11 protein-coding genes are annotated in these 13286 nt (G+C 37.5%); 6 read left to right on the top strand and 5 right to left on the bottom strand.

The genetic code is table 11. From position 1 onward, the window contains the following. Nucleotides 1–16: 16 nt before the first annotated feature. The 3 genes from G0028_RS02225 (at nt 17) to G0028_RS02215 (ending at nt 2084) form a co-directional block, all read left to right on the top strand. Nucleotides 17–469 carry a DUF2147 domain-containing protein gene (locus G0028_RS02225; protein ID WP_180046831.1) on the top strand — a complete coding sequence of 151 codons (453 nt, stop codon included), beginning with the start codon at nt 17–19 and terminating at the stop codon, nt 467–469. A 291-nt stretch (nt 470–760) separates the two neighbouring features. Further along, nucleotides 761–1726 (top strand): DnaJ C-terminal domain-containing protein, encoded by a 966-nt coding sequence (locus G0028_RS02220; protein ID WP_130074277.1) that lies wholly within the window; start codon nt 761–763, stop codon nt 1724–1726. 28 nt (nt 1727–1754) lie between these two features. Further along, nucleotides 1755–2084: a chaperone modulator CbpM gene (locus G0028_RS02215; RefSeq protein WP_180046833.1), complete on the top strand. Its 330-nt coding sequence runs from the start codon at nt 1755–1757 to the stop codon at nt 2082–2084. A 164-nt stretch (nt 2085–2248) separates the two neighbouring features. On the opposite strand, the gene G0028_RS02210 is transcribed toward G0028_RS02215, so the two are convergent. Both G0028_RS02210 and G0028_RS02205 read right to left on the bottom strand, forming a co-directional pair. Further along, nucleotides 2249–3324 (bottom strand): IS3 family transposase gene (locus tag G0028_RS02210; RefSeq protein WP_180097349.1). Its coding sequence is split into 2 segments (ribosomal slippage): nt 2249–3072 and nt 3072–3324, totalling 1077 coding nucleotides; the frame shifts between segments, so codons are not numbered across the junction. 78 nt (nt 3325–3402) lie between these two features. Then, entirely contained in the window at nt 3403–6321 is a 2919-nt protein-coding gene (locus G0028_RS02205; protein ID WP_180047110.1) for a hypothetical protein, read from the bottom strand. A gap of 295 nt (nt 6322–6616) precedes the next feature. On the opposite strand from G0028_RS02205, the gene G0028_RS02200 reads away from it, so the two are divergent. Continuing rightward, nucleotides 6617–6880, top strand: a complete 264-nt coding sequence (locus G0028_RS02200; RefSeq protein ID WP_180047112.1) for a YdcH family protein — start codon at nt 6617–6619, stop codon at nt 6878–6880. Between the two features lie 12 nt (nt 6881–6892). On the opposite strand, the gene G0028_RS02195 is transcribed toward G0028_RS02200, so the two are convergent. Next, a complete protein-coding gene (locus G0028_RS02195; RefSeq protein WP_174493416.1) occupies nt 6893–8116 on the bottom strand; it encodes a magnesium transporter CorA family protein in 1224 nt (407 codons plus the stop codon). 302 nt (nt 8117–8418) lie between these two features. On the opposite strand from G0028_RS02195, the gene G0028_RS02190 reads away from it, so the two are divergent. Next, entirely contained in the window at nt 8419–8637 is a 219-nt protein-coding gene (locus G0028_RS02190) for a YdcH family protein (RefSeq protein WP_174493417.1), read from the top strand. Between the two features lie 66 nt (nt 8638–8703). On the opposite strand, the gene pnp is transcribed toward G0028_RS02190, so the two are convergent. Both pnp and rpsO read right to left on the bottom strand, forming a co-directional pair. Beyond that, a complete protein-coding gene (gene pnp, locus G0028_RS02185) occupies nt 8704–10791 on the bottom strand; it encodes a polyribonucleotide nucleotidyltransferase (RefSeq protein ID WP_180047129.1) in 2088 nt (695 codons plus the stop codon). A gap of 270 nt (nt 10792–11061) precedes the next feature. Beyond that, nucleotides 11062–11331 carry a 30S ribosomal protein S15 gene (gene rpsO / locus G0028_RS02180; protein WP_130074271.1) on the bottom strand — a complete coding sequence of 90 codons (270 nt, stop codon included), beginning with the start codon at nt 11329–11331 and terminating at the stop codon, nt 11062–11064. 258 nt (nt 11332–11589) lie between these two features. Between rpsO and G0028_RS02175 the strand changes: the two genes are divergently transcribed. Beyond that, nucleotides 11590–12888 (top strand): serine hydrolase domain-containing protein, encoded by a 1299-nt coding sequence (locus G0028_RS02175; RefSeq protein ID WP_180047114.1) that lies wholly within the window; start codon nt 11590–11592, stop codon nt 12886–12888. Nucleotides 12889–13286 lie beyond the last annotated feature (398 nt).

Raw genomic sequence — 13286 nt, 5'->3', positions numbered from 1 at the left:
TTAGGGGGACACAATAATGCTAACAAAATCACTTATTCTATCAAGTCTCATTTTTTCCACACTCTGTTTTGCAGCGCCTGATTTGACGGGAAAATGGCGAACGGTAGATGATAAAACAGGTTATTCCAGAGCGGATGTAGAAATTACCAAGAACAATCAAGGAGTTTATACTGGTAAAATTATTGAGATCCGCCCAATTCCAAATAAACCTTTAGAAGAAAATTGTAGTCATTGCAAAGGCACTTTAAAAAATGTGCCTTATATGAATTTGGAAATTTTAAGTGGTTTTCGTCAATCACCTAAAGAGCCGCTTTTATTTACAGATGGTCAAGTTTTAGACCCGCTTTCGGGCAATGTCTATCATGGGAAGATTAAACTCAATGCCAAAGGTACACGCTTAACGATGCGTGGCTATATTGGTATTTCATTACTCGGGCGCTCTGCAACTTGGATTCGCTTAACAGAATAGAAGTCAGCGTGTCGTCACAAAATGCCTTTTCTTTTTCCTAAATATATGCACTAAGCTAGTCATTTTTATCATGATTAGCTTTAATCTATAAAAATACACATCAACCCATTATTTTGAATATCATATTTAAACAATAAAATCATATAGATAAAAAATAAAGAATATCGAATCACATATTATCATCTTTATTTTGACAGTTTTTGAAACAATATCTTAACCAAGTAACCCTTTTAACTTTGCTCAAAATGGCATATTAATGAATGAAATCAAGATCAAAAATGATATCTAAATATGGCAAAAAATTATTATGAAGAACTTGGTGTTGCAAGAGATGCAACAGCAGACCAAATCAAAAAAGCATACCGAAAATTAGCACGTAAATACCATCCTGATGTCAGCAAAGAAGCGAATGCTGAAGAAAAGATGCAAGCCATCAATGTCGCATATGACACGCTAAGCAACGAAGAAAAGAAAAAACAATATGACTTTGAACTTGACCATCCACAAGGCTTTACAGGGGGTGGTTTTGGTGGTCAAGCAGGTGCTCAAGGCTTCGATGGCAGTCAATTTTATCGTAGCAGCAGCACAGGTGATGCACAAGATTTTAGTGGTTTTGAAGATTTGTTTGGACGCTTTGGTGGCGGCTTCGGCGGTGGTCATCAACAAGATTTCGGGCAACGCCAATCTCGTCAACAGCGCAGTTATCGAGGTGAAGATCAACACGCAAGTATAGAAGTCCCCATTCAAGTGGCTTATGAAGGTTCAACACAAACTATCACCCTACAAATTCCAACCTATAATGCTTATGGTGAACCTGAAGTTCAACGTAAAACCTTACAAGTTAAAATTCCTAAAGGAATGAAAGAAGGTCAGCAAATTCGTCTGTCTAAACAAGGACAAGCTGGCATCAATGGGGGTGAAAATGGTGACTTATATATCGAAATATTGTACCAAGACACTGACCGCGTTCGTGTTGAAGATGCTGATATTTATTACACTATAGATATTACACCTTGGGAAGCAGCATTAGGAAAAAGTGTAGAAATCAATACACCTGCTGGTAAAGTTCAAGTGAATATTCCTAAAAATAGTAAACAAAGCCAACAATTACGTTTAAAAGATAAAGGAATACCAAGTAAAACTGCAGGACATTTATATCTTATTTTGAATATTGTTTATCCTAAAGCGGATACCCCTCAAGAGCAACAAGCATATCAAGACTATGCCGATGCTTTTCCAAACTTTAAAGTACGATAAGCTTGCGAGATCCTAAAGGAGCACATTCATGACTACTATACATTATCGGGAAATTATCTGTAATGGCTGTCAAGACGTTGAGATCGTTGATGAACGATTGTGTTTTGATTTAACTCACTTTGCTCAAGCATGCGGTCAAAGCCCTGAATGGGTACTGCAACTTCTTGAATATGATATTTTACCAGCAAGACCACAAGACCGCATTCATCAATTTTTTGGTGAAGATGTCACTCGTGCACGCCGTGCATACCGACTACAACGTGATTTTGAAGCGAGCTTCTCAGCCGTTGCCATGATGATGGATTTAATTGATGAAGTGCAACAGTTACGTAAGCAAATCAAACACACGCATCATTAATTTAAACTTTTATTCACTGCAAAACCCACAAAAGCAAACTAGAATATCCTTTTAGCGATATTCTAGTTTGGATATGATCAATTTAATGTTTTCACTTTAAATCCCTCACCTGGTAATACCCCCATTATTAACTGAGGTCAAAATTAGAAAACTCCAAGCCCTTGTTATCGTTTAAAGTTAGGTGGTCTGCCATCAATTACCATATGTGGTCTTTCATGATTATAAAAGTACTGCCACGCAGTTGTATAGTTTTGTACCTCCTCAATATTGTCAAATAAATGCTGATTTAAACATTCATAACGCACTGTTCGATTAAAACGCTCAACATAGGCATTCTGCTGTGGATTGCCAGGTTGGGTAAAAACATGCTCAATCTCATGCTTTTTACACCACTGATCCATTAAATCACTCACATATTCTGGGCCGTTATCGGATCGAATACGCTTGGGCTTTCCTCGCCATGCAATCAGTTGATCTAGGTCTCTCAGAACTCTTTGAGCTGGTAGTGAAAAATCCACCACCATGATTAAAGACTCACGATTATAGTCATCAATGACATTATGGACACGATAACTGCGCCCATCACTCAATTGATCATACATAAAATCCATCGACCATGATTCATTCTGAACAACAGGTACAGCAAGCCTCTCAGGGATTTCACGCTTTATGCGCTTGTTTGGTTTGATTCTTAAATTCAGTTCAAGTTCCTTGTATATTCGGTAAACTCGCTTATGGTTCCATTTATATTGCTTAACATTACGTAAATACAGGAAGCAAAGCTTAAAGCCCCATGTTTTATGATCATTCGTCAGCTGAATTAACCAATGTGCGATCTGCTGATTCTCATCATCCAAACAGGTCTTATAGCGATAGCAGGTTTGACTCACATTGAAGATTAAACAGGCCATAGTGACTGAAATATTAAATTGCTCAGTCGCCTGCTGAGCAAGTGATTTGCGCTGTTGTGGCCTTAAAACTTTTTTGATAATGCATCTTGCAGTACATCTGATTTAAGGCGCTCATCAGCGTACATTCGTTTTAAACGTGCATTTTCAGCTTCGAGTTCTTTTAGCCGAGTCATAAGTGATAAATCCATACCACTATATTTGGACTTCCACTTGTAGAAAGTTGCTGTACTCATCCCATGCTCACGACAAAGGTTAGGCACGGGTGTTCCTGCTTCAGCTTGTTTTAAAATGCTCATGATTAAGCTATCTGAATATTTAGATGTTTTCATGGAAAATCTCCTTGTTCAAAGACTAGTCGATTTTCTACTTTTAAACTCGTTTAATTTTCGGGAGCATTACCACCTGATTTATTGATAAACATTCAGTAAAGCCAATTTTTTTAAAGTTTCCATCGTATTTCTATTCACAATATCCAAAGGATTGCGTTCAGGCGCATAATCTACGACTTGCGCTAACTTTCCATCAGTATTCTCTGCATTTAAAGGCAATAACATCAGCGTGTTTCCATTTCTAGACAGTATAGTCTTCTTTGAAATTACCTTTATATTGTTAGCTCTGAACTCCGCATAACCATCATTTGCATGTTTTTTATACGATGGATTAGCCACAGAATGTAATCCTAGTTTTTCTGATTGTGGATTGGCAAATTCGTCTAAATAAATTAAAAGAACATTAAATTTATTCAATAACTGTTCATCATTCATTGCTAAATCAGCAAATTTTAATGAATAATCCCAATTCAAATCTCTATCATTGTACAAAAATGAATTACTGGTTGAAGTGATTGCCTCTTTCATTTCATTGTTTAAAACTTGATAGCGATCTTGCTTATCATCATTATCATTTACCCAAAACTCCCATAACGGTGTGATGCTTGGAACAATATTTTTGACTTTTGATTCATATACCCCATTCTTATGATTCTTATCGACCGTTCCAAGCCATTTATGTGTAGGTTGCACAACCCATTCACGCCCATAAATCACCTGATAAACACCAAACATTTGTACAAATACAAGTGTAGGCACTTGTCCTTTATTATAAATATATACTGGATACCATGGCGTTTGCATCGGCGTATTTGTATAAAGACGCAGTGGATTCATTCCATTGTCATCATAAACCACTGATTGAACCACTTGATAATTTGCCGAAATATCCTTCCAAGTCATTAATTCAGGATATCCTTTGTCATTTGTACGCATTGGCATATATCCTCCTGAACCTTTCGACCAAACTTTCCCATATGCGGGATCGAGTAAAGCCATCACATACTTATAGTACTCAGGAGTATTTAAAGCTTTATAAAGCTTACTTTGTGTCATCTGCTGCTCTGTGCCTAATTCTTTTAGCACCCAATCATTAAAAATCTCATTCGGAATATCTACACCTTGTTGGATGGCAATCAAAATAGTGCTATAAGCAGAATCCGTTGCAGCTTGATAAAATGTGTGGAATTTGTCCTTCATTTCCACGGATACACCACTGACAGAAATGCCTGAAAGAAAATTTAAATAGCTATCTAGACGCCCAAGTTTTTCTAAACGCATCAATAAATTGACTAAATTTGGAAAATCCGCCAATGTCCGTGCTTGCTCGCCTGGAATATTCAACTTAGGGCGCAGTTGAGGAATCACCTCATCATAGCTTAGGGTCTCAAAACTACTGGTAAATGTACCAGGAATGAGAATTTGATTACTATTATTTTGTAATAATGGTGGTTTGATATTATTTTGTCTCACATCGTTAAGCTTAGCTAACTCTTGCTGAAATTTTTGATCCATTTCCACAGAATTGTTTGCTTTCATTAGTGTATTGATTGCAACTTGCTCTGTTTCTAGATATGCCTCTTCCGCCATCTTTGCGATTGTAGATTGTTGTAAACCACTGTTCATCAAATGTTTAGCTTGTGATTCATCTGCACCATAGTAAGCTTTCCATTCCGCCAAATCTTTAAACACGGAATCAGGTGGAGTCAATTTTTTTCTAGGTTCAGTTGGCTCAGGAAGTTTAAGTTCTACTTGTGTAGGCAGTGTGCTCATCGCTGGAATTTGTACACTATCATTTTGTTGCTCTGCCATACTATTCAACATATTGGTTAAATTGGATTGCCACTCCGTTGTATTAATCGAATTATCAGGTTCTGCTTCAACATTTACGGTTATATTTTTAAAGGCTTTTGCATCTGCATTTCTTACATGATATTGATAACTTCCTGAAGCATTCCCGCCCCATGTCAATGCACTATAAGAAATCGATGCTGTTCCACCATGTTGTCGCTCTCTATTTTTTGTTGTTTTCCCCCAGTTTAATTGACCAATTCCTCGCGCACGATTAATCACATTGACTTTTGATACAAAAGAATCACCATATTGGCTATAAAAATGCTGAATAGATGCAATTATATGACCACGTAATTCCTTCATATTTTTCACCAATACTTCCCGTATTTTAGTATCAGCACAAAGCCCATATTGGGTTTGAAGTTGAGCAAATACATCCTCCATTTCAGATAAAATCTGAATATCACCATAAGGATTCATTGCATCATCACTCCATGGCTTAGTATCAATCGTCACCTCTTTAAAATAAGGCTTCTGATCACATTGACCTTCGGTTGGCATGTCTACAATGGTTTGTATTTTCTTTTTAAGCTGCTCAGATGTCAGCTCCGTCCCTCTCAGATAGCGTTCAAAATTTTCATAGCCATTAAAGTTATCAGGTAAAATTTGGATCGACTTACCCACATTCTCTCGTGTCATAATGGCTGAGATATCACCTGTTGAACTCGCATCCAAATAGGCTAAAGCATGATGTGTCGAACCCGCTACTTTTAAACCACCATACCGAACACTTGCAGAAGCATCTATCGTATGTTGACTGGATACAGAATGATTACTGGCTTTACTGCTTAACTCAAAACTACTTTTTTCTTTCCCTTGTTGCTGCTCTATATATAGGCGATCCCCAAGTGAACCTAGATCAAAGATTGAAATAGGGTGATAGGTTGAATCAAGTGTATTGACAGGATATCCGACATTCATCGATTTAATGCTTGTCGCTGTAATGGGTGTTCCTTTTCCACTTGCATTTAAATAAATATTGAAATCACTTTCATTCATATCAAAGTGTTCAGCCAACACAGGATATTGTGTAGCAAAAGATGATTGTAAAGCTTGTTCTGTTGCAGTCTCATTTTTATTTTCTGTTTCACACCCCACCAAAGGAAACAGAATAATTAACATCATAGGTAATCGATAAGCCATCCCATTTCCCATCCATTTTTTAAAATAATATATTAAAACAGTATCTTAACGACTGATATCACTGAGATTGGGTATTTTAAAGACTATTTTTTAATCAAATCTAATAAAATTATTTAGTTTTTTTTCCGCTTTAAATCAATTAGAAATCAGCTCATCATCGGGATGTTAAATACATTCGTCATTAATTTGATTAATTCATTTCAAATTGTTAAATAAGGATGACAGGTGAAGATTTAACCTGTCATCATAGTCTTCTTATCAAATCAAAACTGGTATTAAGAGGTTATTTGCACCGATGAATTCCAAAATTATTAATAAGAAAATCAAACACATGTTTCCTGAACACAGTGAACTTGTAAATACGCTTAAAGATGAGAATCCACGATTTGCCAAGCTCTTTGAAGAGCATGATGAATTAGACAGAACCATCACGCATCTAGAGCTCGACCCAATTAATCATGTACATGATGATATCGAGGTTCTAAAGCGTAAAAAGCTTAAAATTAAAGATGAACTCTATCTACTTTTACAAAAAGCATCTGTATTGCCCCCCAAATAATCTTATCGTGGCTTATTTCAGTTTTGTGATTTTTTCAACTTCTTTCATGGTTTGTTTAATCGGCTCATAGTCCAAAAACCATAACAGATTGACGTGTTGATTTTTATGTTGTTGCGCCAACATGTCAATCACACTTCTTTCACCACGTCCCACCAAATGTCTACGATAAAAATAAACTAGCAATGCAACAGTACAAATCAACATGGCAGAAAGCATCAACCAAAAACCGATCGGACTTTTTAAGCCTGGAATAAACTCAAAGTTCATTCCATACACCCCTGTCAGCAATGTTAATGGTGCAAAAACAGCAGTAATAATCGCCAAAATACGCATATTTTCATTGGTTTGGTTAGATATCGCTGAAAAATGTAAATTAATTGCTGCTTGTATTGCACTGCTTAAACGTGATGTATATTTTTGAATTCGCTCTACATGGCTACTTAAATCATCAACGCGTACTAACATTAAATCTTGTTTATCTGATTTTTTCTTGCCTTTAAAATGGGAATAATTATCCACGATCTCATCGCGTAGCTCCTGTAAAGCATCCATTTGTTCTTCACATAAATTTTCAATCTGTTGAAAAACCATCATTTCTTGAAAAAGCTGATGCCATTTAGAAAAACGTCGATTACCCTGTAACAAATCTTGTTGCCAATACTCAACCCGTCGCGTCAGTGGCTTTCTTAAATCTAAATAGCCATCAATCATACTATTGAGTAAACGCAATGCTAAATCTAAAGGCGTCGCAGGTAGTTTTCTAGGTTTATTTTGTTCCTCAAAATCTTTAGTCATAATATTCATAATACGGTTTAAATAACTTTCAAAAGCATAGTTACCCTTTTCATGAATACTGACCAACACATGCGGTGTAATGACAAAACTGATCGGAGAAGATGTTAATCCAAATACACTTTCATGCTGTTCAACCGCGGCTTCCCCACTCAAGATATGATCATCTGGCGTAATAAGTTTACGAAAAATCAATAAATCATAATCTTCCATAGCATCAAAAGCACATGGATGCTCAAGATTTAAAATGTCACGAATATGATATTCATTTAAATGAATCCCTGTTAATTCAAAAATCTCTTTTTGCCAATCCTCACTGCGATTCACCACATCTTCACGCGTACAATCAATCCAAATAAATTGTTGCTCTGCCAAAGAGACAGGCTGATTTTGAATACAAATATAGCTTTGTTCTAAAGGTTGAAAAAAATAAAAAGTTTGCATAAATCATATTCTCAAACACAATTTTATTGACAAAAATTGGCGCTATTTTTAGAAAATTAATTCGCATATCTTACTGTAAATTAAACACTGACTTTATGCTGAATCCATGATTTTTTGTAGAGCAATAGTGCATGTTATAAAGGTTAAAAATACAGATACCTTAAAAATCTAGACGAACCCGCCATAATCCCATAATATATTTATGGGATAAAGGAAATCTGAAACCCACTCCAACATTCAGTCCATACGCGTCAGGCACAATCAAAAACAGAACAATATTTTTAAACCTAAGAGGACGATATATGTTTCCAGAATACCGCAATTTAATTAGTCAACTTAAGCAAGATGATGCCCATTTCTCTAGAATTTTTGATGAGCATAATAAGTTAGATCATGAAATCATTCGCTTAGAACAAGATCCTATCACTCAAGGAATTGATACGATTGATGTTTTAAAAAGAAAGAAACTCAAACTTAAAGAGGAATTATATGAAATTTTACAAAAAGCAGATCAAAATTAATCTTTTGAGATAAATTTTAAAAAATAAAAAGTCCGCATCAAGCGGACTTTTTATTCAACTTACACATTAAGCTTGTGCAATGTCTTTCATTGTTAATTTGATACGACCACGATTGTCTACATCAGCAACTTGTACTTTGATTTCTTGACCTTCAGCAAGAACATCTGACACATTAGCGACACGTTCATTTGAAATTTGAGAAATGTGAAGTAAACCGTCAGTACCTGGAAGGATATTCACGAACGCACCGAATTCAACGATACGAATCACTTTACCTGTATAAATTGTACCTGGTTCAACTTCAGCAGTCAGTGCTTGGATTTTTGCAATTGCAGCTTGAGCAGCCGCTTTAGACTCACCAAATACACGTACTGTACCATTGTCTTCAATATCAATCGCAGCTTTGGTTTCTTCTGTGATTTGACGAATGGTTGCACCACCTTTACCGATCACATCACGGATTTTATCAGGATTGATGTTGATCACTTGGAATGTTGGAGCAAACATTGAAATTTCAGGACGCGCACGTGAAATCACTTGGTTCATTGCATTGAGGATGTGCATACGACCTGCATACGCTTGATTCAATGCAACTTCCATGATCTCTTCAGTAATACCTTCGATCTTGATGTCCATTTGAAGCGCAGTAATACCGTTTGCAGAACCTGCCACTTTAAAGTCCATGTCACCAAGGTGATCTTCGTCACCCAAGATGTCAGAAAGAACGGCAAAACGTTCGCCTTCTTTCACTAGACCCATTGCGATACCCGCAACTGGTGCTTTAAGTGGAACACCTGCATCCATAAGTGACAATGAAGCACCACATACAGAAGCCATTGAAGATGAACCGTTAGATTCAGTGATGTCAGATACGATACGGATGACGTACGGGAAGCGGTCAGCTGCAGGAAGAACAGCTTGAACACCACGACGTGCCAAACGACCATGACCGATTTCACGGCGTTTAGGACCAGACTCACGACCTGTTTCACCTACAGAGTATGCAGGGAAGTTGTAGTGAAGCATGAAGTTATCAGTTTTCGTACCTGCAAGGGTATCGACCATCAACGCATCACGTGTATTACCTAATGTCGTTGTCACTAATGCTTGAGTTTCACCACGAGTAAATAATGCAGAACCGTGTGCACGATCTAACACGCCTACTTGTACGTCTAATGCACGAACAGTTTTCGTATCACGACCATCGATACGTGGCTTACCAGACAAGATATTGTCACGTACTGTACGATATTTAAGATCTTCGAATAATTCGTTTAATTCATCTGCAATGCCAGTTTCGTCGTTTTCTGGAACGAACTGAGCTACTGCTTCAGCATGAAGTGCATCAAGTGCAGCATAACGGTCTTGTTTCACTGCAATGGTGTAGGCTTCTGAGATTTTCGCTTCAAAAGATTCTTTTAATTTCGCACGAAGGTCTTCGTTTTTCGCTGGAGCAACCCAGTCAGACTCTTTCGCACCCGCAGCAGCTGCAAATTCTTTAATCGCTTGGATCGCGATTTGCATTTCGTCATGACCGAAAAGTACTGCGCCAAGCATTTGGTCTTCTGAAAGTTCTTTCGCTTCAGATTCAACCATGAGTACTGCAGATTCAGTACCCGCAACCACTAAATCTAAATCAGATTGAGCTTGTTGTTCAAAGTTCGGGTTAAGAACATATTCACCGTTGATTAAACCAACACGTGCCGCACCAATTGGACCACGGAAAGGAGTACCTGCAATGGCAAGTGCAGCAGAAGTACCTAACATTGCAGCAATGTCAGCTTCCATAGATTTGTCAGAAGACACTACAGTTGCAGTCACTTGAATTTCGTTATAGTAACCTTCTGGAAACAATGGACGAATTGGACGGTCAATCAAACGAGAGATTAAAGTTTCAGCTTCTGAAGCACGACCTTCACGCTTACCATAACCGCCCGGGATACGACCCGCAGCATATTGTTTTTCTTGGTAGTTTACTGTAAGTGGGAAGAAGTCTTGACCTGCTTTTGCAGTCGGTTGAGCAACAACAGCAACTAAAACGGTTACGCCCCCCATAGTAATGACAACAGTATTTGCTTGACGCGCAACACGACCCGTTTCAAGTACAACATTGTACTGACCATATTGAAATTCTTTACGAACGATATTAAACATTGACATGTATTTTTGTTTCCTAGTTCTTTTGAACAGTTATTCTAGTGGAGACCCCTAAGGTTTGGCATTCACACCACCTCAACAGCTGGCAAATGACAAAGCTTAGAAGCCGACCTCACTAGACAATCATTTTATAAAACTTACGTTTTAGACACGAAGAAGGAGCGAATATTCGCCCCTTCCATTATCTAGCCAAACCTAGACAGACTTTAGTTTTCAGCAATACAGCATTGATCATGCAATAATCCGAAAATAAAAGTTTAAATCGAATTAACGACGTAAACCTAAAGCAGCAATCAAATCGCTGTAACGTGTAGTATCTTTACCTTTAAGGTAGTCAAGAAGTTTACGACGTTGGTTAACCATACGGATCAAACCACGACGGCTGTGATGATCGTGTTTGTGATCTTTGAAGTGACCTTGTAAATCATTGATTTGAGCAGTCAATAAAGCAACTTGTACTTCAGGTGAACCAGTGTCATTTTCTGCACGAGCGAATTTTGCAATGATTTCTGCGCGATCTGCGTTTGTTAAAGCCATTCGATTTCTCCGAGATGCTTAAATAAGTATTTGATAAAAATCAATTTAATATTAAAAATTAAATTTGACTGCCGTGCATCACTACAGCAGTCGACTATTTTAAAGGAACTGCCCTGAGATTGCAAAATTATCGTCAGGATATTTCAGTTTTATCACGTTCTCTTTGCACATTTATGACAAGGTTAAGGCAGTTCGGACACTGACAATAATGGCACACAAAGGCAGACTAAACCTTAGAAAAATAAAATGGATCCAGTCGTGAAAACATTTTCAACCAACACCTGTTATGTACCCAAAGATTTAGGCCAAATTATACAGTCCAAACATGAGGTCTCAGCCGAACTCGGTGGTATGACCGAAAAGCAAGTCGATAAAATTTGGTCAAGTATTGAATCCCTTTATAAAACAGGTAATCACCCCTTGATCAGTATATGCCTTCGACGTAATGGACAAGTCATGCTCAATCGCAGCATTGGTTACGCACAAGGCAGCACAGCTCAAGGTTTGGCTGAAAATGCCATCATTGCCACACCAGACACACCAATCTGCCTATTTTCAGCATCGAAAATGATCACAGCAATGTTGATTCATATGTTAGATGAAACAGGTGAAATCAATTTACTTGATCCGATTAGTTACTATATTCCCGAATACGCTCAAAATGGCAAACGCCGTGCCACTATTTTTCACTTATTATCACATCGTGGTGGTATTCCTCGAGTAGAAGCCGAGGTCACTCCTGAGTTACTCTTTGATAAAGAAAAAATTTTACAACAGCTCTATGCATCGAAACCGATTTCACCAGCAGGTGCACACCTTGCTTATCATGCCGTGACCGCTGGCTATATTTTAGGTGAGCTGATTGAACGAGTAACAGGACAAGATATTCGACAATTTTTACATGAGAAAATTGAAAAACCGATGGATATGCCCTTTTTCAATTATGGCTTAAAACCAGAATTTCGTGATCAAGTTGCCCTCAATAGTGCAACAGGTATCCATCCAAAATTTGGAACTGACTTATATTTGAATCATGTTTTAGGTGGCGGTTTAGAATTAGCGGTGAATGTCACCAATGATCATCGTTTTATGGACACTGTTTGTCCTGCTGGCAATATTTATACCAATGCCGAGCAAGCCAATCGTTTTTTTGAAATGCTACTCAATGGCGGACAATATCGTGGTAAACAGATCATGAGCCCACGCACAGTTTTCCGTGCCACGCTACCGACATCCACGACAACCATTGATCGTACGATTTTAGCTCCCATGCGCTATGCACTCGGTCCTATGCTAGGCAGTAATCCTGTGGGAATTTTTGGGCCACATACTGGACAAGCATTTGGACACCTCGGTTTTTCAAATATCTTATGCTGGGCAGACCCTGAACGTGACATTAGTGTCAGTATTTTAAATACTGGCAAATCTGTGGTGGGTACTCATTTGGCGGCGCTTGCTAATGTACTGTTTCAAGTTTCTACACAATGCCCAAAAATTCGCAAAGAACAACGCCGTGGTTTGTTTGGGACAGATGCAACAGAAACGGATCAGGTCTAAAGTACAAATTCATGTGAATATTTTATTGAAAAAATATGAGAGCTTATTCATTACATCTAAATGATTTAAACTTCAATTAAGAAAAAGCCCTTAGATTACTCTAAGGGCTTTTTTTGCGCTGTAGTTTCTTATTTTGTCTTTCTTGTTTTTTTATTTATTTTTATAGTGATCTCATTTCACTTATAACTATATAGTGAGTCCTTTTGTTTATATATTTCCTTATGTACATATAATGCCACAATCAAAAATATGATGAAAGTCGCATTTATCTTATATTTTTGTAAGATATAACGTACATTGTGTATGTTTTATAACATTATTGTAAATACAGAAGATATAAAAAAGCCCTGTAGTCTCTCCCAAAACTACAAGGCTTAGCGGCTGTAAGTTTCCTCTTT

It is taken from the genome of Acinetobacter piscicola, from assembly GCF_015218165.1.
Lineage (GTDB): Bacteria > Pseudomonadota > Gammaproteobacteria > Pseudomonadales > Moraxellaceae > Acinetobacter > Acinetobacter piscicola_A.
The sequence above is the reverse complement of the archived record's forward strand: the minus strand, read 5'-3'. Positions and strand labels throughout refer to the sequence as shown.

Excerpts from the sequence above, each read along its gene's own strand:
- G0028_RS02225 (WP_180046831.1), top strand. The coding sequence starts at position 17 with ATGCTAACAAAATCACTTATTCTATCAAGTCTCATTTTTTCCACACTC.
- G0028_RS02220 (WP_130074277.1), top strand. The coding sequence starts at position 761 with ATGGCAAAAAATTATTATGAAGAACTTGGTGTTGCAAGAGATGCAACA.
- G0028_RS02215 (WP_180046833.1), top strand. The coding sequence starts at position 1,755 with ATGACTACTATACATTATCGGGAAATTATCTGTAATGGCTGTCAAGAC.
- G0028_RS02205 (WP_180047110.1), bottom strand. The coding sequence starts at position 6,321 with ATGGCTTATCGATTACCTATGATGTTAATTATTCTGTTTCCTTTGGTG.
- G0028_RS02200 (WP_180047112.1), top strand. The coding sequence starts at position 6,617 with ATGAATTCCAAAATTATTAATAAGAAAATCAAACACATGTTTCCTGAA.
- G0028_RS02195 (WP_174493416.1), bottom strand. The coding sequence starts at position 8,116 with ATGCAAACTTTTTATTTTTTTCAACCTTTAGAACAAAGCTATATTTGT.
- G0028_RS02190 (WP_174493417.1), top strand. The coding sequence starts at position 8,419 with ATGTTTCCAGAATACCGCAATTTAATTAGTCAACTTAAGCAAGATGAT.
- pnp (WP_180047129.1), bottom strand. The coding sequence starts at position 10,791 with ATGTTTAATATCGTTCGTAAAGAATTTCAATATGGTCAGTACAATGTT.
- rpsO (WP_130074271.1), bottom strand. The coding sequence starts at position 11,331 with ATGGCTTTAACAAACGCAGATCGCGCAGAAATCATTGCAAAATTCGCT.